At 63.9% G+C, this 26,642-nt stretch carries 29 protein-coding genes and 1 pseudogene; 26 read left to right on the top strand and 4 right to left on the bottom strand.

The genetic code is table 11. The features are described 5' to 3' along the window. Positions 1–127 precede the first annotated feature (127 nt). A pseudogene (locus tag AC56QX_RS33145) lies at positions 128–283 on the bottom strand (dihydrofolate reductase family protein); the annotation flags it as partial. On the opposite strand from AC56QX_RS33145, the gene AC56QX_RS33140 reads away from it, so the two are divergent. Further along, a complete protein-coding gene (locus tag AC56QX_RS33140; protein ID WP_497118074.1) occupies positions 280–516 on the top strand; it encodes a hypothetical protein in 237 nt (78 codons plus the stop codon). The pseudogene AC56QX_RS33145 and the gene AC56QX_RS33140 sit on opposite strands and share 4 nt — an antisense overlap. A gap of 141 nt (positions 517–657) precedes the next feature. On the opposite strand, the gene AC56QX_RS33135 is transcribed toward AC56QX_RS33140, so the two are convergent. Continuing rightward, positions 658–1,383 carry a hypothetical protein gene (locus AC56QX_RS33135; protein ID WP_497112771.1) on the bottom strand — a complete coding sequence of 242 codons (726 nt, stop codon included), beginning with the start codon at positions 1,381–1,383 and terminating at the stop codon, positions 658–660. A gap of 314 nt (positions 1,384–1,697) precedes the next feature. On the opposite strand from AC56QX_RS33135, the gene AC56QX_RS33130 reads away from it, so the two are divergent. The 20 genes from AC56QX_RS33130 to AC56QX_RS33035 all read left to right on the top strand — a co-directional run bounded on the left by AC56QX_RS33130 (position 1,698) and on the right by AC56QX_RS33035 (position 19,658). Then, on the top strand, positions 1,698–2,660 hold the full coding sequence (locus AC56QX_RS33130) for an ArdC family protein (protein WP_497112770.1): 963 nt from the start codon (positions 1,698–1,700) through the stop codon (positions 2,658–2,660). A gap of 141 nt (positions 2,661–2,801) precedes the next feature. Continuing rightward, positions 2,802–4,925 carry a ParB/RepB/Spo0J family partition protein gene (locus AC56QX_RS33125; protein ID WP_497112769.1) on the top strand — a complete coding sequence of 708 codons (2,124 nt, stop codon included), beginning with the start codon at positions 2,802–2,804 and terminating at the stop codon, positions 4,923–4,925. 383 nt (positions 4,926–5,308) lie between these two features. Beyond that, positions 5,309–6,370, top strand: a complete 1,062-nt coding sequence (locus AC56QX_RS33120; protein ID WP_497112768.1) for a DUF7146 domain-containing protein — start codon at positions 5,309–5,311, stop codon at positions 6,368–6,370. A 344-nt stretch (positions 6,371–6,714) separates the two neighbouring features. Further along, positions 6,715–7,638 carry a DUF2493 domain-containing protein gene (locus AC56QX_RS33115; RefSeq protein ID WP_497112767.1) on the top strand — a complete coding sequence of 308 codons (924 nt, stop codon included), beginning with the start codon at positions 6,715–6,717 and terminating at the stop codon, positions 7,636–7,638. Between the two features lie 345 nt (positions 7,639–7,983). After that, a complete protein-coding gene (locus AC56QX_RS33110; RefSeq protein WP_497112765.1) occupies positions 7,984–8,151 on the top strand; it encodes a hypothetical protein in 168 nt (55 codons plus the stop codon). 317 nt (positions 8,152–8,468) lie between these two features. Next, positions 8,469–8,795 carry a hypothetical protein gene (locus tag AC56QX_RS33105; protein ID WP_497112764.1) on the top strand — a complete coding sequence of 109 codons (327 nt, stop codon included), beginning with the start codon at positions 8,469–8,471 and terminating at the stop codon, positions 8,793–8,795. Between the two features lie 522 nt (positions 8,796–9,317). Next, the gene (locus AC56QX_RS33100) at positions 9,318–9,644 is read left to right on the top strand and encodes a DUF736 domain-containing protein (RefSeq protein ID WP_497112763.1); all 327 of its coding nucleotides are present in this window, start codon (positions 9,318–9,320) and stop codon (positions 9,642–9,644) included. A 185-nt stretch (positions 9,645–9,829) separates the two neighbouring features. Beyond that, positions 9,830–10,090: a DNA -binding domain-containing protein gene (locus tag AC56QX_RS33095; protein WP_497112761.1), complete on the top strand. Its 261-nt coding sequence runs from the start codon at positions 9,830–9,832 to the stop codon at positions 10,088–10,090. Between the two features lie 135 nt (positions 10,091–10,225). After that, positions 10,226–10,474: a transcriptional regulator domain-containing protein gene (locus tag AC56QX_RS33090; protein WP_497112759.1), complete on the top strand. Its 249-nt coding sequence runs from the start codon at positions 10,226–10,228 to the stop codon at positions 10,472–10,474. Continuing rightward, positions 10,374–10,991, top strand: coding sequence for a DUF2285 domain-containing protein (locus tag AC56QX_RS33085; protein ID WP_497112758.1), 618 nt, complete (start codon positions 10,374–10,376; stop codon positions 10,989–10,991). Before AC56QX_RS33090 ends, AC56QX_RS33085 begins: the two co-directional genes overlap by 101 nt. A 140-nt stretch (positions 10,992–11,131) precedes the next feature. Next, positions 11,132–11,413, top strand: coding sequence for a helix-turn-helix transcriptional regulator (locus tag AC56QX_RS33080; protein ID WP_497112757.1), 282 nt, complete (start codon positions 11,132–11,134; stop codon positions 11,411–11,413). Between the two features lie 17 nt (positions 11,414–11,430). Beyond that, complete coding sequence (locus AC56QX_RS33075) at positions 11,431–12,591, top strand: replication initiator protein A (protein WP_497112756.1); 1,161 nt, start codon at positions 11,431–11,433, stop codon at positions 12,589–12,591. Then, positions 12,588–12,974: a hypothetical protein gene (locus AC56QX_RS33070; RefSeq protein WP_497112755.1), complete on the top strand. Its 387-nt coding sequence runs from the start codon at positions 12,588–12,590 to the stop codon at positions 12,972–12,974. Before AC56QX_RS33075 ends, AC56QX_RS33070 begins: the two co-directional genes overlap by 4 nt. Then, complete coding sequence (locus AC56QX_RS33065; protein ID WP_497112753.1) at positions 12,971–13,492, top strand: DUF2840 domain-containing protein; 522 nt, start codon at positions 12,971–12,973, stop codon at positions 13,490–13,492. Before AC56QX_RS33070 ends, AC56QX_RS33065 begins: the two co-directional genes overlap by 4 nt. Further along, the gene (locus AC56QX_RS33060; RefSeq protein WP_497112752.1) at positions 13,489–14,034 is read left to right on the top strand and encodes a S26 family signal peptidase; all 546 of its coding nucleotides are present in this window, start codon (positions 13,489–13,491) and stop codon (positions 14,032–14,034) included. The genes AC56QX_RS33065 and AC56QX_RS33060 overlap by 4 nt, the downstream gene beginning before the upstream one ends. A gap of 69 nt (positions 14,035–14,103) precedes the next feature. Further along, on the top strand, positions 14,104–14,439 hold the full coding sequence (locus tag AC56QX_RS33055; protein WP_497112751.1) for a DUF736 domain-containing protein: 336 nt from the start codon (positions 14,104–14,106) through the stop codon (positions 14,437–14,439). Between the two features lie 69 nt (positions 14,440–14,508). Continuing rightward, complete coding sequence (locus AC56QX_RS33050) at positions 14,509–15,216, top strand: lytic transglycosylase domain-containing protein (RefSeq protein WP_497112750.1); 708 nt, start codon at positions 14,509–14,511, stop codon at positions 15,214–15,216. A 244-nt stretch (positions 15,217–15,460) separates the two neighbouring features. After that, positions 15,461–17,200: a relaxase/mobilization nuclease domain-containing protein gene (locus AC56QX_RS33045; RefSeq protein ID WP_497112748.1), complete on the top strand. Its 1,740-nt coding sequence runs from the start codon at positions 15,461–15,463 to the stop codon at positions 17,198–17,200. A 27-nt stretch (positions 17,201–17,227) separates the two neighbouring features. Beyond that, complete coding sequence (locus AC56QX_RS33040; protein WP_497112746.1) at positions 17,228–19,210, top strand: conjugal transfer protein TraG; 1,983 nt, start codon at positions 17,228–17,230, stop codon at positions 19,208–19,210. 7 nt (positions 19,211–19,217) lie between these two features. Beyond that, entirely contained in the window at positions 19,218–19,658 is a 441-nt protein-coding gene (locus AC56QX_RS33035; RefSeq protein ID WP_497112745.1) for a CopG family transcriptional regulator, read from the top strand. Positions 19,659–19,797: 139 nt separating this feature from the next. Here the strand turns inward: AC56QX_RS33035 and AC56QX_RS33030 are convergent, their stop codons facing one another. After that, positions 19,798–21,108 carry a type II toxin-antitoxin system HipA family toxin gene (locus AC56QX_RS33030; protein WP_497112744.1) on the bottom strand — a complete coding sequence of 437 codons (1,311 nt, stop codon included), beginning with the start codon at positions 21,106–21,108 and terminating at the stop codon, positions 19,798–19,800. Further along, positions 21,108–21,362 carry a helix-turn-helix domain-containing protein gene (locus tag AC56QX_RS33025; protein ID WP_497112743.1) on the bottom strand — a complete coding sequence of 85 codons (255 nt, stop codon included), beginning with the start codon at positions 21,360–21,362 and terminating at the stop codon, positions 21,108–21,110. The genes AC56QX_RS33030 and AC56QX_RS33025 overlap by 1 nt, the downstream gene beginning before the upstream one ends. A gap of 408 nt (positions 21,363–21,770) precedes the next feature. Between AC56QX_RS33025 and trbB the strand changes: the two genes are divergently transcribed. The 5 genes from trbB to trbJ are packed head-to-tail and all read left to right on the top strand — an operon-like array spanning position 21,771 to position 26,638. Then, positions 21,771–22,787 carry a P-type conjugative transfer ATPase TrbB gene (gene trbB, locus AC56QX_RS33020; RefSeq protein WP_497112742.1) on the top strand — a complete coding sequence of 339 codons (1,017 nt, stop codon included), beginning with the start codon at positions 21,771–21,773 and terminating at the stop codon, positions 22,785–22,787. Positions 22,788–22,822: 35 nt separating this feature from the next. Continuing rightward, positions 22,823–23,110, top strand: a complete 288-nt coding sequence (locus AC56QX_RS33015) for a TrbC/VirB2 family type IV secretion system protein (RefSeq protein WP_497118022.1) — start codon at positions 22,823–22,825, stop codon at positions 23,108–23,110. A 44-nt stretch (positions 23,111–23,154) separates the two neighbouring features. Continuing rightward, the gene (locus tag AC56QX_RS33010; RefSeq protein WP_497112740.1) at positions 23,155–23,421 is read left to right on the top strand and encodes a VirB3 family type IV secretion system protein; all 267 of its coding nucleotides are present in this window, start codon (positions 23,155–23,157) and stop codon (positions 23,419–23,421) included. A 14-nt stretch (positions 23,422–23,435) separates the two neighbouring features. Then, positions 23,436–25,889, top strand: coding sequence for a conjugal transfer protein TrbE (gene trbE / locus AC56QX_RS33005; RefSeq protein ID WP_497112739.1), 2,454 nt, complete (start codon positions 23,436–23,438; stop codon positions 25,887–25,889). After that, positions 25,886–26,638, top strand: coding sequence for a P-type conjugative transfer protein TrbJ (gene trbJ, locus AC56QX_RS33000; RefSeq protein WP_497112738.1), 753 nt, complete (start codon positions 25,886–25,888; stop codon positions 26,636–26,638). The genes trbE and trbJ overlap by 4 nt, the downstream gene beginning before the upstream one ends. Positions 26,639–26,642 lie beyond the last annotated feature (4 nt).

Genomic DNA, 26,642 nt, shown 5'->3' with positions numbered 1-26,642 from the left:
CGCCGTTTTTTCCTTAGGGCGCCGGCAGTCGCCGGCGCGGGCGTCCAACGGGACAGGTGGACTTCGACTGTATCGTCCTATCGGCAAACGATTCTATCGTGTCGCCAGGCAGCGGATCGCGCCAAACATTCCGCCACGCCGCCGCGAAGGCGTGTCGCTCTGCATCCCATTCAGGATGATCGTCGTCCCAGTAACGCATGACATCATACATTTGGCGACCATGCACACTGCCCAACTACCCCTGAGCCTCCTCGATGAAGGGGCGGAAGAGCAAACGGCTTGGCGCATGTTTTCGACCCGCGGCACATCGAGGACGTGCTCGATCGCGACCTACCGACCCTCTGGAGAGAACAGGATGCGCAAGACGTTGCCGAGAACAGGCGGCGCGGCGCCGGGAAGGCCGGGCTGACGCACGCTGGCAAGGGCAAGGGCACGAAAAGACCCAGCAAGGAAGAAGAGGCGCCGCCGGAGTTGGAGGGGTGGGACGCTTTCGAGGACGAAGGCTTGCTGCGCTAGGCCTGGATGCGGTCTGTTGCCTCGGCGGGGGTGAGGTCTGTCTTTTGCTCTCCCGCTTGGCCACGCAATGCGCCATTGCGGTCAGTCGCTCCCTTCTCGTACCGTTGCTGCCGCCAACGACCAGGCGGGGAGGGCCTTTGCTCACGCCCCGAAATCTTGCGCAACCCGCTCCAGCACCTTGCGCGGTTTGTTGGCAATGACATCGCCGTGGCTGACAATAATGCGCACAAGGTCCGGGTCTTCAGACCATTTGCGAAACGCCGCGCCCAACGCCTTTCCGTCCTTCACAAAGAACCATCTTGCAGCGCGCGGCGTGCTCGGCCGGTTGACGCCGAAGCCCAGCAGGCGCGCCATGATATGCGCGCCAATCCCATGGGGGTGGCGCACATTGGCGAGGATGTCGTTGACGACGAGGGTTGTACCCCCGTCGCGGCGCACGAACAGCGCCGCCTCTTTTTCCGCAACTCCCGGCACCGTTTCCATCCGAACGGAAGGATCGTCAAAGATATCCGCAGTCGAATCGACGTAGACCACCTTCTCCACGGCCTCCCGCGCGCCCGGCGGGCAGATAATTTTCGCTTGGGGATAGCGGAGCTTCCAAGGCTTGATGTCCAGCCGATGGCCGGCACCCGGCACGATGAGAAAGGCCGGCTCACCGAGCGCTTCGATCTCATGCATTTCCGGCTCTGCAAGGGGAATGCAGCTCCAGATCGCGGTGCGGTTTCCGCTCAGGCCGACCACCGTCATTCGCCGCGGAAAATGACCCAGCGGCATCTGGATCTCGCCGCTGACCGTCAAGAGACAGTCAGCGACCGCTTTCAACCGGCCGTGCGGCTCGACTTGCCATGTCTCATGGACCTTCGGCATGCAAACACCCACGCTTGGTTTGCATCGATAATTGTTACCTCTGGTTTTCGTTCCCTGCGGAAGTAGGCGTTGGAGCGGGCCCCACTGGGCGTCCCCCTGGCGGGGCAGGGCCGTCGGCGAAGCTGAAGCCCCGTCTGCGACGGGCCTTCCCCGTGCGGGCTTCCATCCCTGACGCGAGCCCTGCCATGCCGGCGTCTCTTCCTGCCGCCGATGGGTATCGAGACGGATCCGATGAGAGGCAGAGTGCGGACCGGGTTGCCGTGACGGGTTGAAGGCGGGAGAGAGGCTCCTAGCGCCCGTCGCGGAGAACCGCGATGTCCAGAAACACCGCTCGCGCCCGTTCCGGCAATGACCGCACGGGCCTCTATCAGGAAATCACCGACAAGATCATCACCGAACTGGAAGCCGGACGTGTCCCCTGGGTGCAGCCTTGGGGAACCGCCGCGGCAAAGGCGCCGCTCGCCATGCCGTGGAATGCGTCAGCGCATCGCCGTTACTCCGGCATCAACGTCCTGATCTTGTGGGGCGCGGTCATCGAGCATGGCTTCTCGGGGCAGAGCTGGCTTACTTTCAGCCAGGCGCTCGCACTCGGTGGTAACGTCAGGAAGGGCGAGCACGGTACGACCGTCGTATTCGCCGACCGCTTCATTCCCAGCGACGAGAAGAAGCGAGCCCGCGAGAGCGGTGATGAAGCGCAGGCTATTCCATTCCTAAAACGCTTCACCGTCTTCAACGCAGATCAATGTGAGAACCTGCCGCAGGAAATCGTCGCCCTCGCACCACCACCTCCGCCGGGGATGGTCGAACCGCAAGCAGAGACACTGATCCGGGCCACCGGCGCGGACTTTCGGATCGGCGGCAGCCACGCCTTCTACAGCCCGGCGAGTGACTTCGTGCAGGTCCCGCCGCCAGCCGCCTATTTCGAACCGATCAACTGGCACCGGACCGCCTTCCACGGATTGGGGCATTGGTCGGGTCATTCCTCCCGGCTCGACCGTGACATGACCGGTTCCTTCGGCTCCAAATCCTACGCGCGCGAGGAACTGGTCGCCGAATTGGCGGGCGCCTTCATCTGTGCCTCGCTCTCCATCGCGCCGACGGTGCGCCATTCCGACTATATCGGTTCATGGCTGGAGGTCCTGCGCGAAGACAATCGCGCCATTGTCCGCGCGGCCAGCGCGGCGTCGAAGGCCGCCGAATTCATCCTCGGTTTCCAGCCTGGTGTCGATCAGCATGCGACCTCGGCAGCAGCGACCGACAAAAGGGAGGCGGCGTGATGGGGCCATGCCGAACCGGAGTCGGGAACGCGCTTCGCCGGCTTCCCGGTTCGGTGGCCGGAGAGTGAGAGGAGTGCCGGGATTTCATGACGGGTTTGGGTCGAGAGAGAGGCTCTCGGCGCCCGTCGCGGAGAAAACATCATGGCTAATGCCGTTCAAAAGATCACCTTGCCGTCCTCGCGCGACATTCCCTTCAACAAGCTGGTGCTCGCCCAGACCAACGTCCGGCGCATCAAGGCCGGCGTCTCGATCGAGGATCTGGCAGCTTCGATCGCCCGGCGGGGACTGATCCAGAGCCTCCATGTTCGTCCCGTGCTCGATACCGGCGGCGAGGAGACGGGCATGTTCGAGGTGCCGGCCGGCGGCCGCCGCTACCGCGCCCTCGAAATGCTCGTGAGCCAGAAGCGGCTTGCCAAGACCGCACCCGTTCCTTGTGTCATGGGCAGCAGCGCGATTCCGGCGGAGGAAATCTCGCTGGCCGAGAACATCGATCGCGCTCCGCTACATCCGTTGGATGCCTTTCGAGCGTTCAAGGACATGCGCGACAAAGGCATGTCGGAGGAGGAGATTGCCGCCGCCTTCTTCATCTCGGTTAACGTGGTCAAGCAACGCCTCAAGCTCACCGCTGTGTCGCCAGTGCTGCTCGACACCTATGCCGACGACGATATGACGATCGCCCAGCTCGAAGCGTTTTCGGTCAGTGACGATCACGCGAGACAGGAGCAAGTGTGGGAGGCGATCAAGAACAGTTGGTCGAAGGAGCCATACCAGATCCGCCGCATGTTGACGGAGAACAGCGTCCGCGCATCTGACAAACGGGCCGTGTTCGTAGGACTCGACGCCTATGAGGCGGCCGGCGGTCAGGTGCTGCGGGACCTCTTCCAGTCGGATGATGGCGGATGGCTCCAGGACGCACCGCTGCTCGACCGTCTTGTCACCGAAAAGCTCCAGGTCATGGCTGACGAAATCGCCAATGAGGGCTGGAAGTGGATCGAAGTCGCGGTGAGCTTTCCCTACGGCGCGGCCAACGACTTGCGCGAACTCGAATGCACGCCCGTCGACTTGACCGACGAGGAGCAGGCAACGCTCGGCGCGCTGCGTGACGAGTTCGACAGGCTGCAGGCGGAATACGAAGAGGCAGACGAGTTTCCGGACGAGGTCGACCAACGGTTCGGCGAACTTGAAGCCGCCATTCGAGCGCTTGAGGCGCGCCCCGTCCGCTTTGCTGCAGTCGACATTGCCCGAGCCGGCGTCTTTCTCAGCGTCGATGCGGATGGATCGCTTCTCGTCGAACGTGGCTATGTGAAGCCGGAGGACGAATCCCCCGTCGCGACTGATGGTGAGAACGATTTCGGGGTGGAGAGAGCCGGCGATCCTGCGAAGACGGGCTTGGTGCAGCGCGCTGTCATCACCATCGGTGGCCAGCCGGTCCAGCAAGGGGATGATGAAGGGGATGGCATCAAGCCGTTGCCGGACCGACTGATCATGGAACTGACCGCCGAGCGCACGCTGGCGCTGCGCGACAAGCTCGCGAACGACCCAGCGACCGCCTTCCTCGCCGTGCTCCACAAATTCGTGCGGGACGTGTTCTCTCGGTACCGCTCACAGGGTGTCGCGATGGAGGTCTCTGTCCGCGGCACGGTCTTCCCTGCCCAGTCCTCCCAGCTTCGTGACACGCCCTACGCGCAAGCGATCGAAGCCCGCCATGCGACTTGGGAGACCCGCCTGCCGGCAGACGCCAACAAGCTGTGGGATGCGCTGGTGGCGCTCAACAATGGCGAGCAAGCCGCGCTGTTCGCCCATTGCGCCTCCTTCGGAGTGAACGCCCTCTATGACAGGGCCGATCGCTACGGCAACGGCGCCATCTCGGCGCATGGCGTCCGGCAGCGTCTTGCCGAAGCCGATCATCTGGCCCGGATGGTCGGGCTCGACATGGTTGATTCCGGCTGGCGGCCGACGGTCGGCAACTATCTCGGACGCGTCACCAAGGCGCGGATTATCGAGGCGGTTCGCGAGGGCGACGGTGAGCGCGCGGCCCAGCTTATCGACCACCTCAAGAAGGACGATATGGCCAAGGAGGCGGAGCGGCTGCTCGCCGACCGTGGCTGGCTGCCTGAACCGCTGCGGCTTGTCGACCTCGATGTCGAGGCGGTCGAGCACAATGCCGACGGCGTAGACGAAATTTTGCCGGACTTCCTCGCGGGTGAGGACGAGGGTGGATTGGCTGGTGACGGGAACGAAAAGCATCTCGACGCCGCCGAATAGTCACGGCTCTTCTGCGCCACCCACTGCCCGGCACTCGCAAGAGCGCCGGGCAGTTTTTGTGGACGGTGGTCAGAGGGAGAGTCCGGCCGAGACGGTTTGAGCCCGTCCGGTCAGAGAGCGCCGGCGGGGCTTCCCGTGTCGCTCTCCCGAGGACTTACCCAATGAACGTTTCGTTTTCGACACCCACCAACACGACCGAGCCGCGGCCATCCTCGCGGCAGCTCTTCTTCTCCTTCCCCATCTCGAACGGGGTCAACGCATCGACACGACCGTTTTGCGCGCGGCGATGGAAGCCTCGTTCGGCGCGTCCGACGCGAGCGGAGCCTGGGAAGGTCCTTCAGCGTTTATCCTGTGCAGCGCGTTGGTGAGAGGGAGGCGGCTTGATGTTTCCTCACACTGCTTCCGAATTGGCATGCCGTCTTGCCCAACAGGCCGAGGCGGTGTGCCGACGCTATCTTTCCAATGGTCACCGCGAGGGCCGGTATTGGCTGGTCGGCGATGTTCGCAATTCACCAGGGCGGTCAATGTTTGTCCGCCTTGACGGTCCGGATTCCGGTAAGGGCCAGGCAGGCAAGTGGACGGACGCAGCCACCGGCGAGCACGGCGATCTGCTCGACGTCATCAGGGAGTTTCTTGGTGCGGCGGAGTTCAAGGATGTCGCTGATGAGGCGCGCAGCTTCTTGTCCATGCCCCGGCCAATTCCCGACAAAACGGAACGCAAACGACAATCGGCTCCGGCTCCTTTCGGTTCTGTCGAAGCGGCCAGGCGCCTGGTCTGCATGTCGCAGCCGATCTCGGGCACGCCCGTCGAGACATATTTGCGTGCACGCGCCATCACTGCCTTTCACGAAACCGCAAGTCTTCGATTTCATCCGAGCTGCTACTACCGTCCCGACGAGCATGGGCCGGCCGAGACCTGGCCAGCGATGATCGCGGCTGTCACCGACCTCAGAGGCAAGCTCACCGGTGCACACCGCACATGGCTCGATCCTGGCGGCTTCAGCGAGGCCCATCTCGGCCGCGCTCCGATCGACACGCCGCGGCGCGCCATGGGCGAACTGCTTGGGCACGCGGTCCGCTTCGGTCTCGGCTGTGACGTGATGGCGGCCGGTGAAGGCATCGAGACCATGCTGTCGCAACGTTCAGCGCTGCCCTCCTTGCCAGCGATCGCAGCCCTATCGGCGGCACATCTGGCGGCCATCCTGTTTCCCGACACGCTGCGGCGGCTCTACATCGCTCGCGACAACGATCCGGCAGGGAACGGAGCAATGGCGACCCTCATCGAACGCTCCAGCTCGGCCGGGATCGAAGCGATGGTGCTGACGCCACAACTCGGCGACTTCAACGAGGATCTGCGTGTGCTCGGTCTGGACGCGGTCAGGGCGACCTTGCGAGTTCAGATCGCGCCCGAGGACGTCGCACGGTTCATGCCCCTCGCGGCCTGACCGGTTGGGGATGAGATAGCCGCATGTCGCTGTCGGGTGTCAGGCGCATATCGCATTTCTTCGGTGGGAAGCGGGCCGGCCCACGGCCTTCCAGAGGGCGATCGGGCAGCGGGCGGCCCGGACCGGCAATGGCTTCGCCTCAGCTATTTTCCGGCGGCCCTACCCACCCCGCGCGCGGGCCCCGGCTTCAGGCCTTTCCATCGCGAAACAAAATAGCCGGGCTCGCCATCCTCCACTGGCATTCCGGCCCTGCGCTGGCGCTGCGGGTGCAAGTCCGGACCGCCCGCCGCCTTCGTCGCCATGAAGGCCGCGATGGGCGCGGCCGATCCGCTGAGGAAGCCGACATGGATAGCCAGCACGACACCGAATTCGATCCGCAATCATCCCCAACCGATCATGTCCTCCAGGAGCTTCAGCTTTACGGCTACCGTCCCTTCGAAGACGAGCCAGATCCGCGCCCGCTTCCCGAAGGCCATGTTATCGCAGCCAGCATCGCCGACATCTTCGACGCCCTCGTGGTGGCGATGGCCGACACACGCCTCGAACCCGACCTCGAGGAACTGCTTTGGGGCATAGTCAACCTCTTCCATCGCGCATGCCATCGGATCGAGCGCGAACTCGACGAAAACGAAGTGGCCCAGCAACGCCTGCAGCGCGAACAGGACGGGTCCGAGGTCAAGTCCGTCGAACTCGAACGGCTCACAGCCCAGGGTCAGACGCTGCTCGAACGCCGCAGCGTCTTCGAACTGATGCGCGACCAGGCGGCCGAGCACTTCGAGCATCACACGCATTCCATCTGGCGACCGCGTTCGGGCTCCGTCGTCAACCATCGCAATCTCACCGCGGCAATGATCGACAGTCGCGATTTTCTTGCCGCCAAGAGCCATGCCGATAGCCGCGCACTTCTGCCTGCCGGGCCTAAAGTCGCTTTTACAGGTGGGCTTGACTTCAATGATCATCGGCTGATCTGGGCCAAGCTTGACCAGGTCCATGCCAAGCATCCCGACATGGTGCTTCTCCACGGCGGGTCACCGAAGGGAGCGGAGTTCATCGCGGCCAAATGGGCTCACCATCGCAAGGTTCCGCAGATTGCCTTCAAGCCTGACTGGACCAGGCACGCCAAGGCCGCTCCCTTCAAGCGCAACGATGCGATGCTCGATATACTCCCGATCGGCGTCATTCACTTTCCTGGCACGGGCATTCAGGACAACCTCGCCGACAAGGCCCGCAAGTTCGGCATCCCGGTCATGAGGTTCGGCGCGGCATGATGGGTCGTACGGGGTCAATCCCACACAAGGCCATGCCCGTCTGGGAGTGGTCGTCCCAAACGGGCTGACCAGCCAGCTCTTGGCAGTTCGCGACGAAGGCGAAGGCATGACGTCAGGCTTGAGTCCTCATCGGCTTCTGAAGCTGCACGAACCCATCGCCGCGTCTATCGGCGCAATTCCTTGGTCCGGTCCGAGGACCTGACGCCATCAACCCATAAGGGTCGGACTACGCAAAGCGTGCCGCCGTTTCGGCTTCGCCTCCACGGTGATTGCGGCCCTCGGCCGGACACATCGGGCGCCTGTCACGCGGGGATGGTCTCCGCTTCCCAGACAGGAGCCGGAAAGATGTCCCTCGCAGAAGCAAACGCCTTCGCCTTTAGCCTCGCCACCAGCATGATGATCAATATCGTCATTTTCCGAACCGGCGACGGCACTCTCTCGGTCGTGCCGGCGAACGAGTATGACGGCGACGAAGCTGCCATCATCGGTGAAATCGACCCGTTCGCCCCGTGAGGGGGCGAACACGCGGCTCGCGATGCGAGCATTTTCCGCGCGTTTTCGCCCGCGCTTTTTCTTTGTTATGCCTGCGCTGCGCCGAGGTGGTGGTGGAAGGCGCAATCGTCAGAGTTATTCTCGGAGACACCACCACGATCATCCCCGGCATTTTCCTTCGCATCGCGACCATCGGCATCTTGTACTGGTTGCTGTTCACCATTGCTGTTTGCGCCCTTCCGCTGTCGTCGGCGTCAGCACAGGCACATGGTCACTCAACACTGGGGTCGGCAGGCTTGGCCCGATCCTCGTCGCCGTCCTTGCGGCCGGGTTGACGCGTGGCGCGGCCCAGATTCTCCTCGGCGACGCTGGCGATCGCGCTGCTCTTCGTCACGCCAGCGATCGTTGCCGGATACCATGCTATCCATGGTATCGCGAAGCTTACGGTGCCTTCGGAACTCTGGCAGGTCGTCTTTTCCGTCATCGGCGCTATCACCATCGGCTTCATGGCATATCTGCGGGTCGCGGGCATGGCCGGCGCCGACAATCTGGTCGGGGCAAGGTTCGAGCATAAGACCCGCACGAGCGAGGCGGATGGATCAGACCGACAATGGCCTAGCTTCCTCATCGTCAACGGTTGGAGCGATCGGGCTGAGTGCCAATGATCGAGCAGTGGGCATTGCAGCGCGGACCCGATGTGGTCTTGGACTTTCTTCGGTCGATGCTGAAGGCAGGTCCGGCCAGTTGATAGCAGGAAAGCACTGCGGCCGGTGGCCGCGGCCGTCGGCGGTGCGCGGGATCTGGTGCCAGGGATGTGTGGGCGATGCCGGCGAATCTCGTAGCGACCTGCTGACGGCGCGTTGGGCGCCATTGTCCCCGTTGCCAATCCGTCCCAAGAGCACTCCAAACGGCCTCTTCAATGGCCTGATCTGGTCGAAGGACGGCTGAAGCCTCGACCGCCTGAGCCGCAACGGCGCGTCTCGACTTTCTTCCCCTGCCGGCCCCCACCCCATGCGATCCGCATGAGGCCCCGAGCGCCGCCATTCCTCGCGAGACAAGAAAGTCGATCCTGCGCCGTCCTCCGCCTTGCTCCGGTCGCAAGCGATGCGCCGTCGGTCGCCTCCGGCCAAGTGATCGCCATCGAGGCCGCATGGTGCGGGCTCGGGAACAGAAAACGGAGATTTACAATGGCTACCATCGGCACTTTCAAGAAGACCGCCTCGAACGAGTACACCGGCGAAATCGTCACCCTCAGCGTCCAGGCCAAGAACGTGCGCATCGTCCCAGATACACGCGCCACTGGCGAGAACGCTCCGAGCCACCGGGTGCTGGTCGGTCGTGCCGAGATCGGCGCCGCCTGGTCCAAGCAGTCCAACGAGGGCCGCGACTATCTGGGCCTCAAGCTCGACGATCCGAGCTTCAACGCCCCGATCTACGCCAACCTCTTCGACGATGAGGAAGGTGAGGGCTTCTCGCTCATCTGGTCCCGCCCGAACGCGCGGCGGGGCGATTGAGGACCCGCGCAGGCCCCGGCCGTAAGGCCGGGGCCTTCTTCTGCGGACGGCCGGTTCAGTCCAGTCCAGTCCAGTCAAACCGAGGCGATGCCCAAATCGCATCGCCTGATGCTGATCAACCATCCTCCGCTGGCAAGATTGTTTCTATAAAATGCGGGCTCACTCTGTGAAAACGAGGGCAAGCGATGATCGAGCCGTTTGACGATACCGCGCCGACGGGTGACGAACTCACCGAATACGATCGGGAGCACATCAAGCTCTATGCACGCCTGCTTGACGCCGCCGACGACGGCGCGGACTGGCGCGAGGTGGTCGAAATTCTCTTCGGCATTGATCTGACAAAGGAGCCACAACGCGCCCGGCGCATCCATGACAGCCATCTGGCGCGAGCGCGCTGGATGGCACGTGCTGGCTACCGCCATCTCTTGCGTCAACCCGGCAGCTAGCACGACCAGCTCCTGTCGTTCCCGCGTGATGCCGAAACAGCATCACCCGATGCCCGGTGAGGGTCTTCCGCCAATCGCTACAACCCGGAATTGTTTTGAAGCGGGGTCTACGCGTTTCTTGCGAGGAGCTCTTGGATGAGGCCGGATACGTCGCATTGGCGAGACAATGAGAGCTATGACTATTTCGATACATTACCCATCGAAGGGCTCGCCTGGGAGTGTCTTCGACGTCACGAACCCTATCAAAGGCACTATCAAGCGCTCCTGACCACAAGCGCCGAAAATGCACCTTTCCACCCTGAGGCGCAGCGGCAATGGGGGTTACGATTTCCCGGCCACGCCGGTTTTGTCCGCCTTGGCGCAAGACGTTTTCTGGTCGCCTGACGTCGATCCAGCAGTGGTTTCTCTCGTGCCGGCGCCGGCTTTCCTGTCATCGACGCCGCCTGCGCCGTTTACTGGTCTGGGCGTGGACCACGACAGCCCGGAAGGGTGCCACACTGTCCATAGTGCAGGTGTCGTCACTCAACTTTTCCTTCTGCCCGGCAGTGACCCGCACGGCCATCTGGCGGCGTTGATTCCCCTGGACGCAGACACGTTGGGACGGATCGAAGCACTCACCCGGTTCTGGCGTGCCTGGCAGGGGCGCCCAGCGCCTGCGGACACGCGGATGACCTCGCAGCAACGCCGCCGCTTCCGTCTGATGATGCAGGCCGCGGACGGCCGCGCCAATGGCGCGAGCTACCGCGACATCGCCATCGCCCTTTACGGGTTCAAGCGCGTGGCCGCCGATCCCTGGAAAACTTCCGCGCTGCGCGACGCGGCGATCGGTCTCGTCGAAGGCGCCACCGCCATGATCGGTGGCGGCTATTTGCAAATCCTGCGTCATCGCCGTCGATCCTAGCGGGTCTGGCCGCGCAGAAGGGGTGGAGTTTTAGCCCCCCTCAACTTCCCCATCCCTGACGAAGCTTACTCTCCGCCACCGTGGTCTCCAACCACCGCTGAACGCCAGCGGCCGTCCAAAACCCCACGGAGGCCCGATCCATGCGACCCGATATCGCCGTCTTGCCGCCACGCTTCCTGCGCACCAAGGAAGCTGCGGATTTCCTCAGCCTTTCCGCCCGAACGCTCGAAAAGCACCGTACCTATGGCACTGGTCCTTCCTACCGCAAGCTCGGCGGCCGTGTCGTCTATGCCGTCGACGATCTTCAGGCTTGGGCCGAACGCGGCGCTGTCACCTCTACATCCGATCCGCGTGGGTCGGTCCTGCCGGCCAAGCGTCACACACCGACGCCGCCGGCGCATGGCGGAGGCTACGCACGCTGACCGCGCGCGGATTTCAAATGGTGGCACGAAACCAATCCCTATCGGAGCGCGGGCAGCTCGACCTGTTCCGGGCGCTGCCTGGCGACTTCGCCCCACGAGACGCGCAGGATCTCATGGCCTATCCGTTCTTCTCCCTTGCCAAGACCCATCGCGTCTCCCCGATCGATTTTGCCGCGGGTAACGTCACGATCCGGGTCGAAGCCGTACCCGATCATGGCATGGCGACCATCTGGGACGCTGACATCCTGATCTGGGCCGCGAGCCAGATCGTCGAGGCGCGCGACACCGGCCTTCGCACTTCGCGCCTGATGGCCGCCACACCCTATGAGATTCTCACCTTCGTCGGCCGCGGCAAGAGCCTGCGCGACTATCAGCGCCTGAAGGCGGGGCTTGATCGGCTGCAGTCGACCACCGTCTCGACGACGATCCGTCAGCCCGCCGAAGGCCGGCGTCACCGCTTCTCATGGATCAATGAGTGGCAGGAGCGCATCGATCGCCATGGCAAAGCCGCGGGGATCGAGTTGATCGTCCCCGACTGGTTCTACCAGGCAGTCCTCGATGACGCGCTCGTGCTGACGATCGATCGCGCCTATTTCGACCTGACTGGTGGGCTGGAGCGCTGGCTCTATCGGCTCGTGCGCAAGCATGGCGGACGCCAGCCCGACGGCTGGCGCTTCGACTTCCGTCACCTCCACCAGAAATCCGGCAGCCTGTCACCCTACAAGCGCTTCGCCTTCGAGCTGCGCGACATCATCCGCCGACAGCCGCTGCCCGGCTACACGCTTGCGCTCGAAGTAGAGATTGGCGGCCGGGTGCTGCTCGCCTTCGAGCGTATCGCCTCCTGTAGGAAGCCTGTGGACGGCCTCGTGCTATCAGGAACCGGAGCTATCGTGCCATCGGGAACCGCAGGCTCGTGCTATCAGGAACCCAAACGGGGCCTAACCCTTGGAAAGCAAAGCCGAAATCACGCCCTTAACTTAGACTCTAACCAAGATTCTAACTTTGAAGCGCGCGCGTGTGGTGTGCAAAGGCTCATCCGACGAACCTGCGACGCACGCAGCATAGACACCCATAAGACCTCGAATGCGCCATCGGTTTCTGACGGCAGCAGCACGGCAACCAGCGTCTCCGAAGCCTCGGTTCCGCCTTTTGATCCGCGCTCCGGAGTCACCCGATGATCGCCGCACGCCTCAACCACAAGAGCGGTGTCGGCAAGGCAACTTTGACGCTGGTTCTCGCCGGTGAATTGATCTGCCGGGGAAATCGGTTCGCGCTGCTCGCCGCCCTCGCGCTGCTCAAGTGCAACCGTTGCCGTTCCATGGATTGGCTTTGGCCGAGCTTCTGGCTGGTCTGCGCGAAGTGTGTATCTGCCGGCCCGATCGGCGCGCGTTTCGTCGTCGACGGCGACAGTACTGCAGCGCGACACCACCGCACCCGTGAGCGAGATCGAGGGGATCGCGCGATGAGTGAGTGGTCAGGAAAGCGCTGCCTTGCATCGCGGCCGTCAGGTCCCGACACGCTTGCGCGCGAATTCCCCGCAACATCAGGACAATTCTCATGACTGGCATCGCGGCTCCTCGCGTGTGCGGCACGTTCCCGGCCACCCGCCACGCCTCCGACGATCTCGTCCATGTCGAACTGACCTGGCTCGAGAAGAGGCAAGAGAACTGGATACGGTTCGGCACCCACGCTCAGGAACAGATCGTTGATCGTCACCGGCGCATCTTGTCCTATCGCCCCGGCACGGTCTTTGCGTTCGTTCGCTGGGCCGCGAACGACTTCGGAACGATCATCTCACGCATCGATATCGTGCGTGCGATCGCACGTGGCGAAGCCTATCAGACACTGCCCTTCGTACGCCCCGGCGGCGACATCCTTCTGAAGGTCGAGAGCTGGCCCAAAGTCGAACACGTGCTGCAGGCGATCGACACCATCCAGCGCCTCGACATCGAGCCTGAGTTGGTGTCGCCCGATCATTGGCGACACATCCACAACCGGATAACCGCCGGCCACGCGCCGCGCGCCTACACGCTCGACCAACATCGCGCCTTCCTGCTGCGCAAGAGGATCGAGCCGTGAGCCGCGCCGGGATCATCCTCGCTGGCGTTCTTGCAACCATGGGCGTCGGCTATCCCGGCCTCACTTCGATGCCCACCAAGCTCATCTGGAATGCCTCAGCCAGCGCGCCGATCGGCTTCTACACGATCGACTTCGACGGACCGTTCGAGGTCACCGATCTTGTCGCCGTCGACGCGCCCGAGCCACTCGCCGCGTTTCTCGCTGAACGAGGCTATCTGCCCAGCGGCGTGCCACTCTTGAAGCACATCCTTGGCCTTGCCGGGCAACGGGTCTGTCGCTTGAACCTCACCATAACTGTCGATGGTATCGAAGCGGGCGCGGCGCTCGAGCGCGATCGGGCCGGCCGTGACCTGCCGGTCTGGCAGGGCTGCCGCCGCATCCCGACCGGCGAAGTCTTCCTGATGAACCGGCAGGTGCCCGAGAGCCTCGACGGACGTTACTTCGGCCTCCTGTCCACCAACCAGATCATCGGCCGCGCCGTCCCGCTGTGGACAGACGAGGATGGCGAGGGCCGGTTCGAATGGCGCGCGCCAACGCGGTGAGCGCGCGACCGGCGGCGCGCGTCGTGCCGCCAACCTCATCACCGCACCACTCCAAGACAGGAGCCTGACATGCAACAAATCGGAGAGTTCACGCGCCAGAAGACTGGCTACAGCGGGCGCATCCACACGCTCGCCCTCAACCTCGATATCGCCATCGTGGCGGCAGAGGCGAGCGATACTGAGAATGCGCCTGACTACCGTGTTCACGCCGGCAACGAGGACGGCCCCGAGATTGGCGCCGGTTGGAGACGCTCCAGCGAGAAGGCCGGAGACTATGTCTCGATCCAGCTTGATGACCCAACCTTCGCGCAGCCGATACGCGCGAACCTCTTCCGCAACGGCGACGACAAGACGTCCTGGTCGCTGCACTGGTCGCGCCCGCGCGAGCGCAGCGAGAAGGAGTGAACGATGCGCGCTCGCCCCCCGTCGACGAGCCTTCGCAGTGCGCCCGGGCCGCTTCGCGCCGCCCGGCGCATGGCTCTCTTCCTCCTTTGCGGCCTCTCCGTCGCGACCGTCATGCCGGCGGCGACATTGGCGCAGGACTTGGCCATCGCGCTACCGTCGCAGCGCGATCCGTTCGCCGCGCACATCAGCGAAGCCTCGCAGCGCTTCGGCATTCCGTCCGCGCTGATACGCGCCATCATGCGCAAGGAGAGTGCGGGCGATGTGCGCGCTGTCTCCAGCGCAGGCGCCCGCGGCTTGATGCAGATCATGCCCGGCACCTGGGATTATCTGCGCGCCCGCTGGTTGCTCGGCCATGATCCGTTCGATCCCCGGGACAACATCTTGGCGGGAGCCGCGTATCTGCGCGAACTGCGCGATCGCTTCGGCTTGCCGGGGTTTCTGGCCGCCTACAACGCGGGACCTGCACGCTACGAAGCCTACCTCGCCGGGCGTCCGTTACCGGCCGAGACACGCGCCTATGTCGCGACGCTCGCCCCCCTCATCGGTCAAAGCGAGGGTATGCGCCCTTTCGCCGTTACGTCTGTCGAGGCCATTCAATGGAGCCAAGCTCCGCTGTTCGCAAGGCAGCCAGAGCGCAAAAAAGCTGTCGCTTCCGTCACGGACGAGCGCCCGCAAAATGACGCCAGCTCTGCATCCTCCGTGCGCGAGGTCGTCGCTATCACGCGGCTGTCCGCGGACCTCTTTGTGGCGCGAGCGGGCGAAGGGATCCAGCCATGAGCAGTTATGGGCGTTTTCGTGCAACCGCAAGCTCCAGCGCACCGTGGCGTGGATGGAGGCGGAAGGCGGGCAGAACAACCGGAAGATGGCGAGATAAAAGGCCGCGAGGTGCGGCGTCGATCGGTCGTGTTGTTTCAAGAGGTTATCTAGGATTTCCGCGAGGTGCTAGCCAGCGGCGCACCGCGCCAGAACACCGATTTGCCTGTGATTTTCGTGCCTTGGCACGATGTGCGCGGCCTTCGCCATGACCAGCGAGGATGGTTTCCGCATCCGCCCTGGCGGTATCCGCTCGTCCGGTGCCCAGCGCGCCAGGCCCTTCATCGCGCAGGCGCTTGCCGCCGCGCAGAAGGCCGGCGCCCGTGTCTCACGCTCCGGCCGGATCACTCCGGGCAATCGCTCGACCTTCGGGCGCGGCCGCGCGGCGAGCGTGCGTGCCAACCGCCTTCTCACCGGCCGCTCGCGAACCGTGATCATCAAGACACGGCTGGTGCGCCATCACACGCGCTCCGCTCCACTCGCCGCCCATCTCACCTATCTTCGCCGCGACGGCGTCACCCGTGACGGGGAGAAGGCGAGGCTGTTCGGGCAGGAAGCAGGGGAGGTGGATGGCGGTGCTTTCGCCACGCGGTGTGGCGATGATAGGCACCACTTCCGTTTCATCGTCTCGCCCGAAGATGCCGTCGACATGGCGGACCTCAAATCCTTCGCCCGCGATCTGATGGGGCAGATGGAAAAAGACCTCGGCACGAAGCTCGATTGGGCCGGCGTCGATCACTGGAACACCGACAATCCGCACCTTCACATCATCCTGCGCGGCCAAACCGATGACGGGCAGGATCTCGTAATCTCGCGCGATTACATCAAGGAGGGAATGCGCGCCCGCGCGGCCGATCTCGTTACCCAGGAACTTGGCCCGCGCACTGACCTCGACATTCGCCGCAATCTGCAGCGCCAGGTCGAAGCCGAACGCTGGACGCAGCTTGACCGGCAACTTGTTCGCGATGGCCGCGACACAGGCGTTGTCGATCTTGCGTCCCTGGCGAACGCTCAGCCCGACGACTATCACGTGCTGAAGGTCGGGCGGGTGCGCAAGCTTGAAACCCTTGGCCTTGCCGAACAGGTCCGCCCGGGCCAATGGATGATCGACGACAAGGCCGAGGCGACGCTGCGCGAGCTTGGCGAGCGCGGTGACATCATCAAGCGGATGCACCGCGCTCTGGCAGAACAGGGCATCGAGCGCGGCTCGGCGACCTATGTGCTTGCGGCGGAGCGCATCGAGACGCCGATCGTGGGTCGGCTGGTCGACCGCGGTCTCGATGATGAGTTGAAGGGCAGCGCCTACGCCGTGGTCGATGGCACCGACGGCCGCACACATCACATCAAGCTGTTCGACCTCGACGCCGCCGGAGACAGCGCTCCGGGTTCAATCGTCGAACTGCGCAAGTTCAATGACACGCAGGGGCATGCGCGCGCAGCACTCGCTGTCCGTTCCGATCTCGATATTGAGCGGCAGATTACCGCCGCCGGCGCAACCTGGCTTGACCGTCAAAATATTGCCCGCGAGCCGACTGCGCTTTCGGACGGGGGCTTCGGCGCCGAGGTGCGGCAGGCGATGCAACGCCGCGCCGACCATCTCGTCGAACAGGGCCTTGGCGAGCGACACGGCCAACGCATCAGCTTCACGCGCAACCTGATAGACACGCTGCGTCGACGCGAGTTGGAGGCGCTCGGCGAAAAGCTCTGCGCCGAAACCGGCCAGCCCTTCAACCGCGCCCGCGGCGGCGAGTTCGTCACCGGTTCCTACCGGCAGCGCTTCACGCTGGCGTCCGGCCGCTTCGCCATGATCGATGACGGCCTCGGCTTCCAACTGGTGCCTTGGACGCCATCTCTCGAAAAACATCTTGGTCGCCACGTCTCTGGCGTCGCTCGCAATGACGACGGCATTGACTGGAGTTTTGGCCGCAAGCGTGGGCTCGGCCTCTAATCTCATAGGGAAGAAAGGACCGTTTCTATGTCCGCCACCAAGATACTTTGGGGCCAGATTCTCGCGGTCGTCGCGATCGTACTTTTCACAACCTGGGGCGCCACGGAGTGGGTGGCCTGGCGCCTGGCGTTCCAGCCCGAGCTCGGCAGGCCGTGGTTTCGGGTCCTGGGCTTTCCGTTTTACCTTCCGCCGTCCTTCTTCTGGTGGTGGTATGGCTTCGATGCCTACGCACCGTCGATCTTCGTCGAGGGTGCCTTTATCGCGGCTTCCGGCGGTTTTGCCTGCGTCGCCGTCGCCATAGGCATGTCAGTCTGGCGGGCGCGCGAGGCCAAGAAGGTCGAGACCTACGGCTCCGCCCGCTGGGCCGACAAGCAGGAGGTCAAGGCAACCGGCCTTCTCGGCTCCGATGGCGTGGTGCTTGGGCGATATGACGGTGCTTATCTGCGCCACAACGGACCGGAGCACGTACTGTGCTTTGCGCCCACACGTTCGGGCAAAGGCGTCGGCCTTGTCGTCCCGTCGCTGCTGACCTGGCCGAGCTCAGCCGTCGTCCACGACATCAAGGGCGAGAACTGGCAGCTCACCGCGGGCTTTCGCGCCAGGCATGGCCGGGTCCTGCTGTTTGATCCCACCAACCCGAAATCCTCATCCTACAATCCACTGCTCGAGGTGCGCCGTGGCGAATGGGAAGTCCGCGACGTTCAAAACATCGCAGACATTCTCGTCGATCCAGAAGGCTCGCTCGAAAGGCGAAACCATTGGGAGAAAACCAGCCACGCTCTTTTGGTCGGCGCAATCCTGCATGTCCTCTACGCAGAGCAGGACAAGACACTCGCCGGCGTTGCCGGCTTCCTCTCCGATCCGAAACGTCCGATCGAATCGACGCTGTCGGCGATGATGAAAACGGCGCATCTGGGTGAAGCCGGTCCCCACCCGGTCATCGCCAGCGCCGCCCGAGAGCTCTTAAACAAATCCGACAACGAACGCTCCGGCGTGCTCTCCACCGCCATGTCGTTCCTTGGCCTCTATCGCGATCCTGTCGTGGCCGAGGTCACGCGCCGCTGCGACTGGCGTATCACCGATCTTGTCGACGACAAGCGTCCGACGACGCTCTACCTCGTTGTGCCGCCGTCCGACATCAACCGGACCAAGCCGCTCATTCGCCTGATCCTCAATCAGATCGGCCGCCGCCTGACCGAAGATCTTCAGGTGAGGGCGCGAGGGCACCGGCTGCTCCTGATGCTCGACGAATTCCCGGCGCTCGGCCGTCTCGACTTCTTCGAATCGGCACTCGCCTTCATGGCCGGCTACGGCCTGAAAAGCTTCCTGATCGCTCAATCCCTCAATCAGATCGAGAGGGCATACGGCGCCAACAACTCAATCCTGGACAACTGCCACGTCCGGGTAAGCTTTGCCACCAACGACGAGCGCACCGCCAAGCGGGTGTCCGACGCTCTGGGAACCGCGACCGAGATGAGGGCCATGAGGAACTATGCCGGCCACCGGCTGTCGCCGTGGCTCGGTCATCTCATGGTCTCCCGCTCCGAGACCGCTCGTCCGCTGCTCACGCCTGGTGAAGTGATGCAACTGCCGGCCACCGACGAGATTGTCATGGTCTCGGGTGCGCCACCCATCCGCGCCAAAAAGGCGCGCTATCATGAGGATGCTCGCTTCCTGGAACGTATCCTGCCGCCTCCGGCGTTGGTGGCGGCAGTGGAGGGAAGACATGACGACTGGACCAGCCTGCCTCTGCCTTCCCGTCCCCGGATTGCCGAAGCCATGTCGGCGCCGTCGGCCGCGGATGAGGACCAAACTGATTCCGAACGTCGTCGGCAACCTGAGCTCAGTCGCGTCGAGTTGGTCGTGAAGCCTTCGACCGAGAACGAATTCGAGATCGATCACCAAGACGACGTCGAGGACAATGTTGCCCGCAACCGTCGACTGACGCGCCTCATGCAAGGCATTGCCCGGCAGGCGTCGCTCGACCCCGGCGACGGCGTGGATTTGTGAGGGCTCCATGGCAAAGCCACCCCGCAAACGACGCCTGTCCGTCTATCTCGATCCGAAGGTCATGAGCAGGCTGGCCGAACATGCGGCGCGCCGTGATTTTTCTCTGTCGCTCGTCGCGGAGGCGGCCATCGAATCGTTCCTCTCACCCGATGCCGCCGAGCGGCAGGAGGCGGCGATCACCAAGCGGCTCGATCAGCTCGATCGCCGTATCGCGCGCCAGGAGCGCGATGTTGGAATCGCGGTGGAGACGCTCGCCGTTTTCGTCCGCTTCTGGCTGGCGACCACACCAGCATTGCCAGAGCCTGCGGCGCAGGCTGCCCACGCCAAGGCCGGCGAGCGCTACGATGCCTTCGTCACCGCGCTCGGGCGTCGGCTGGCGAGAGGACCGAAGCTCCGTCAGGAGATTTCGGAGGATATCATTCCGTCGGACGAAAGTGGGGTGCGATAAGGGCGGACTGGCCACGTCGACCGCGGTGATGGCGACGATAGGCGCCGCTGCTGGCGATGCCGCGACAGGGCTGGCGGGTTGTGGCCGACAATGATGATCGGCCGTCACGAGCGCTTCTTCGCCGACCCTGTGACCATGGTCAATCTGCCTCAGCGAGAAGAATCGCGCGCTTGCCGATCGCCGCCCTGACTGAGTCGAGGAGCCGTTCGGGGAAGCCACGCTGCAATGAGGAGAACACCGTCTCCGCCTGCCTTTGCGCGTTCGCAGCGATGTCTTCGAAAATTCTGAGCGTGACGGGTGTCCCCACGCCGGCGATGTCAGCGGTCTGCATGAAGTGGCGAGGCATGATCTCATGGACTGAATAGTGCCGGCTGTTGCCGACCGACATCGCCAGTTTGAATTTTTTGCGCGGAATCTGTCCGGCATCAAGGCTGGGTTGTGCGGTGAGGACGTCGTAAAGGGGCGTAATGCGGAACCGCCCGCCGGGACCGAGAAAGATGCTGAAATTCTTGGCGTGACCGTCGGTGGCGCCAATCAGCCAGAATAAAACGCAGGCGCGCAAAAAGACGGCGATGTCCTCTTCTGGCGTGTCACTGCCCTTCAGAAGCTCGATAATATCAGCCATGCCAGGACCGCCATCGGACTGGTATTTGCGCGTCGGCGGCACCGACAGCGCCTGGCACATATCCTCCTGCGGCAGGCGCAGGAGACGGCCGTCGCGCGTCCACAGCCGGTCGAAACGCTCTACGATCAGTGTGCGGCGTTCCCCAAAATCACCTATCTCCGCCTGGGCAGCGGGGACGCCGAACGCCTCGAGCAGCTTAAGGCACAGATACTCGTTCTCAACGCTGTCGGAGAGATCGATGCCGTTCGGCATCCGCCCGATCTGCGGTTTCAGGATATGGGTGGTTGCCGCCGTGCCAACCGGCTTGAACCAGCCCCCGTCCTTGCGCAGCAGCGCCGTCTTTTCCTGGGCGCCAGCAATCGAAATGCGGAAATCCTCGTCCTCACCAAGGCCGAGAGGCGCGGCGGCAAGGTTCTTGATTATCCCGGCAATGTCCTCGTTGCTGACCGGCTTGCCATCGGTCCCGCCTGGAGCGCCGGGATCGATGCCATCGGGCAGGAACTGAAGGGCGCCAACGCAGTCATGGCCAAGGGCTGCGAGCATGCTGTAGGCGTCGGTACCGCCCGCGCCAACGCGTTCGGCAACGCGCTTGCGGATGGCGTCGCTGTCAGGAAGCAAATTGTCAAAGACGTTGATTACAGGCGCGCCGATATAGCGGTCTTCGCGCAAAGGAAGCGAAAGCGAGATCGGGAAGGTGCTTTGCCAGTCCAGCCATTCGCGGGCGTATTGAAAGTCTATCGCGCCGGTCGATTGCCGGCGCAGAACGCCCACATGGCGGCCGTTCAGGAAAACATTGAGCGGCGCGAGGGCGGCGCGCCGTGTCATCAAAACAGATCCTCGATGTCGGCAGGACTGCCTTTGCTTCGGGGACGAACGACGAGTTCAAGATCAAGTGCGGCGAGGGCCGCCATCAATGTACGCAGTTGGACCGCGGGCTCGCCTGCTTCGAGGCGCGACACCGTGCCCTGGCGCAGGTGGATCCGATTGCCGATCGCTCCTTGCGTAAGGCCTGCCTGGCGGCGGGCGCGACGCAGGATGGCGCCAAGTTGCTTCTCGTTGCGAGCGATCAGGTCGGTCATTATGAGCCTCCAGAGGTGATATACGTGATCGCGTATATGCAGTCAATATACGTAGTCGCGTATATCAGAGAAATATACGGTATCGCGTATAGTTGAAAAATATACGCGTTCTCGTATGAAGTCGGCCTAGACCGTCGCATAGAGTGCAAGAAGACGACTGCCCTGCGACAGGCACTCTCGGCTAGCCGACCAATCTTGAAGAGCCTCCGAGCCACGCCGCGTGGCTGCGTTGGGACAGATCTTACGCAACCACTCATTGGTCGCCGCCGGGCCGCGCCGCCGATCGCCTGTATTTGTACGCCACGCTACTACGCCTCGATATAGGTGTTGAATCCACTCGAGATACGGCTCTCTTAATCATCCCCGTCCTGGGGCCGTCCACGTTCCCCCGGTCGAAACGGGGACAAGATGGCAGCTTCGCATCACAATTCAGAAGGTCTGGCGCGCGGAGCACGCATGCTGCGTACCGCACTTGGACCTGCGATCGCGCGCTATCTCGACGATGCGGGCATCGTCGAAGTGATGCTCAACCCCGATGGACGTCTGTGGATCGATCGCCTGTCGGAGGGCCTGTCCGACACAGGTGAGCGGTTGTCGGCCGCGGACGGCGAGCGCATCGTTCGGCTGGTCGCTCATCATGTCGGTGCCGAAGTCCATGCCGGCGCCCCACGCGTCTCGGCCGAACTGCCCGAGACGGGGGAGCGGTTCGAGGGGCTGCTTCCTCCCGTCGTCGCAGCGCCCGCCTTCGCGATCCGCAAGCCTGCCGTCGCCGTCTTCACTCTCGAAAACTATGTCGCGACCGGGATCATGTCGGTGTCGCAGGCGGACGCTCTTCGGTTGGGCGTTGCCACCCGCGCAAACATCCTGGTTGCTGGCGGCACCTCCACCGGCAAGACCACGCTGATTAACGCGTTGCTGGCCGAAGTGGCCAAGACTTCCGATCGCGTCGTCATCATCGAGGATACGCGCGAGCTGCAATGCGCTGCGCGCAATCTCGTGGCGATGCGGACCAAAGACGGTGTCGCGTCGCTCTCCGATCTCGTCCGCTCGTCACTGCGCCTGCGCCCCGACCGCATTCCGGTGGGGGAGGTGCGCGGCGCCGAGGCGCTCGAACTGCTCAAGGCCTGGGGCACCGGCCACCCCGGCGGCCTCGGCACGATCCACGCCGGCAGCGCCATCGGCGCGCTCCTGCGGATGGAGCAACTCATCCAGGAAGCCGTCGTCACGGTTCCGCGCGCGCTGATCGCCGAGACGATCGACCTGGTTGCCGTCCTTTCCGGCCGCGGCGCCGCGCGCCGGCTGTCTGAACTCGCCCGTGTCGATGGCCTTCGCCAGGACGGAGATTACCAGATCGCGCCAGCCGTCATGGAGGGCGACGACAGCCTGACCTTGCTCATCCAAAGCCACGAAGGAGAAAATCCGTGATCCAACGCCTGCGCCTTGCGCGCCATCGTCTCGCCATGACCGTTTCGGTTGCCGCGCTCTTCCTGGCCGCGCCCGCGTATGCCTCCGGTTCGTCGATGCCGTGGGAACAGCCGCTGCAACAGATCCTGCAGTCGATCGAAGGTCCGGTCTCGAAGATCATGGCGGTGATCATCATCATCGTCACGGGCCTGACACTCGCCTTCGGCGACACGTCGGGGGGCTTTCGCCGGCTCATCCAGATCGTGTTCGGCCTGTCCATCGCCTTCGCGGCGTCGAGCTTCTTCCTCTCGTTCTTCTCGTTCGGCGGCGGGGCGCTGGTCTGATGGTGGGCGCTGTCGAACAAGCCGGCCCCATGCCGGATTTTGCGATGCCGGATTATGCAGTGCCGGGTTATGCGGTCGCCGTGCACCGGGCGCTGACCGAGCCGATCCTGCTCGGCGGCGCGCCTCGTGCGATTGCCATCATGAACGGGACGCTCGCCGGCGCGGTGGGACTGGGGCTGCGGCTCTGGCTCGTCGGCATCGCGATCTGGGCGATCGGCCATGTTGCCGCCGTCTGGGCCGCCAAGCGCGATCCGCTCTTCGTCGACGTCGTTCGCCGGCATCTGCGCATCCCGGCGCATCTCACTGTCTAAGCGAGGTCGCGCCGATGATGAACCTTGCCGAATATCGCAATCGTAGCAGCCGGCTCGCCGACTTCCTGCCCTGGGCGGCATTGGTCGGCGCCGGCGTCGTCCTCAACAAGGATGGCAGCTTCCAGCGGACCGCGCGTTTTCGCGGTCCAGATCTCGACAGCGCCGTCCCGGCCGAACTGGTCGCCGTCGCCGGCCGGCTCAACAATGCCTTGCGCCGCCTCGGCTCCGGCTGGGCGATCTTCGTGGAGGCGCAACGCCATGCCTCGACCCTCTATCCCGACAGCAGCTTTCCCGATGCAGCCTCGACGCTCGTCGATGCCGAGCGAAAGGCTGGCTTCGAGGAGGCTGGTGCCCATTTTGAGTCCAGCTACTTCCTGACGCTCACCTATCTTGCGCCCGCGCAAGACACGGCGCGCGCGGAAAGCTGGCTTTACGAAGGCCGCGAGAAGAAGGGCCTCGACCCCAATGAGGTGCTGACCGGATTCACTGACCGCAGCGACCGCGTCCTGCGTCTTGTCGAAGCCTTCATGCCGGAGTGCCGCTGGCTCGATGAGGCCGAGACGCTGACCTTTCTGCATGGCTGCGTCTCGACCAATCGCCACCGTGTCCGCGTTCCCGAAACGCCGATGTATCTCGACGCCATGCTGGCCGACCAGCCGCTGACCGGCGGGCTCGAGCCGCGGCTTGGTGCATCGCATCTGCGCGTTCTCACGCTCACGGGTTTCCCGACCGTGACCACGCCGGGTCTGCTCGACGAACTGAACCGGCTGGCCTTCCAGTATCGCTGGTCGACCCGCGCGATCCTGCTCGACAAGAACGATGCGACCAGGCTGCTGACAAAGATCCGGCGTCAATGGTTCGCCAAGCGCAAATCGGTCGCCGCGATCCTCAAGGAGGTGATGACCAACGAGGCTTCCGTCCTCGTGGACACCGACGCCGCAAACAAGGCCGCCGATGCCGACATGGCGCTGCAGGAACTCGGCGCCGACCATGCGGGCATGGCCTATGTCACCGCGACGGTGACGGTTTGGGACGAGGATCCCCGCACCGCCGACGAGAAACTGCGCCTGGTCGAGAAGGTCATCCAGGGTCGCGATTTCACAGCCATCATCGAAACCATCAATGCCGTCGACGCCTGGCTCGGCAGCCTGCCGGGTCATGTCTACGCCAACGTCCGTCAACCACCCATCTCCACGCTTAATCTCGCCCACATCATCCCGCTTTCCGCGGTGTGGGCGGGCGAGGTGCGCGACGAGCATTTTGCAGCGCCCGCTCTGCTCTTCGGCAAGACCGAAGGCTCGACCCCGTTCCGGCTTTCGCTTCATGTCGGCGACGTCGGCCATACGCTGATCGTCGGACCGACCGGCGCGGGCAAGTCCGTGCTCTTGGCGCTGATGGCGCTGCAGTTCCGCCGCTATGCAGGCTCGCAGGTTTTCGCCTTTGATTTCGGCGGTTCGATCCGAACCGCGGCACTCGCCATGGGCGGCGACTGGCATGATCTCGGCGGCGATCTCAGCGACGAAGCGATCGACAGCGTCAGCCTTCAGCCGTTCGCGCGTGTTCATCAAGTCCCCGAGCGCGCCTGGGCCGCCGACTGGATCGTGGCGATCCTGGTCCGCGAGGGGGTGACGATCACGCCTCAGGTCAAGGAGCATCTCTGGACAACATTGACCTCGCTGGCCTCCGCCCCTGTCGAGGAGCGCACGATCACCGGTCTGGTCGTGCTGCTGCAGTCAAATGATCTCAAGCAGGCATTGCGCCCCTATTGCGTCGGCGGTCCCTACGGGCGGTTGCTCGATGCCGAGCGCGAACATCTCGGATCCGCGTCGGTCCAGGCATTCGAAACCGAAGGGCTGATCGGAACGGGTGCTGCGCCCGCGGTCCTTTCCTATCTCTTCCATCGCATCGAAGACCGGCTCGATGGCTCGCCAACCCTCCTCATCATCGACGAAGGCTGGCTTGCGCTTGACGATGACGGTTTTGCCGGCCAGCTCCGCGAATGGCTGAAGACGCTCCGCAAGAAGAACGCCAGCGTCATCTTCGCCACGCAGTCGCTCAGCGACATCGATGGCTCGGCGATCGCGCCCGCGATTATCGAGAGCTGCCACACCCGGCTTCTCCTGCCCAACGAGCGCGCCATCGAGCCGCAGATCACGGCAATCTATCGCCGCTTCGGCCTCAACGATCGGCAGATCGAGATCATCGCACGGGCGATGCCGAAGCGCGACTATTACTGCCAGTCCCGTCGCGGCAACCGGCTGTTCGAGCTTGGGCTGTCGGAGGTGGCGCTCGCGCTTTGCGCTGTATCCGCAAAGGCCGACCAGGCCGCGATCGCCCGCATCATCACTGAGCACGGCCGCGACGGCTTCCTCGCTGCCTGGCTCAGCCACCGTGGCGTCGGCTGGGCCGCTGAACTCGTTCCCGCCCTGACCAGCCCCGCCCTCACCAACAAGGAGAAATTCCCATGAAACCGCATCGTTCCGTTCGGTTCGCCGCCGCGCTGCTGGCCACGCCCGTCGCACTCGTACCGATGGTGGCGACGCCCGCGCACGCCATCATCGTCTTCGATCCCTCCAATTATACGCAGAACGTCCTGACAGCGGCGCGCTCGCTCGAGCAGATCACCAACCAGATCACCTCGCTTCAGAACCAGGCGCAGATGCTCATCAACCAGGCGCGCAATCTCGCAAGCCTGCCGTTCTCCTCGCTGCAGCAACTCCAGCAGTCCGTGCAGCGCACGCAGCAATTGCTCAGGCAGGCGCAGAACATTGCATATGACGTCCAGCAGATCGATCAGGCCTTCCAGCAGAAATACGGCAACGTCTCGCTGTCGGCCTCGGACCAGCAACTCGTCGCCGACGCGCGCTCGCGCTGGGGCAACACGGTTGGTGGCCTTCAGGATGCCATGCGGGTGCAGGCGGGCGTCGTCGGCAATATCGACACCAACCGCAGTGAGATGTCGGCGCTGGTCGGCCAGAGCCAGGGTGCGACCGGAGCGCTTCAGGCAACACAGGCCGGCAACCAGCTCCTCGCGCTTCAGGCGCAGCAACTCGCCGATCTCACCGCAGTCGTTGCCGCAAACGGTCGGGCGCAGGCTTTGCAATCGGCCGAACAGGCCACCGCCGCCGAACAGGGCCGCGAGCAGCGCCGCCGCTTCCTGACGCAGGGCTCGGGCTACCAGCCCGGCAGTGCGCAGATGTTCTATGGCAAGAATTGAGGCC

The organism is Mesorhizobium sp. RCAM 06353 (assembly GCF_059683585.1).
Note: the sequence above shows the minus strand (reverse complement) of the source record. Positions and strands in the feature narration are given on the sequence as shown.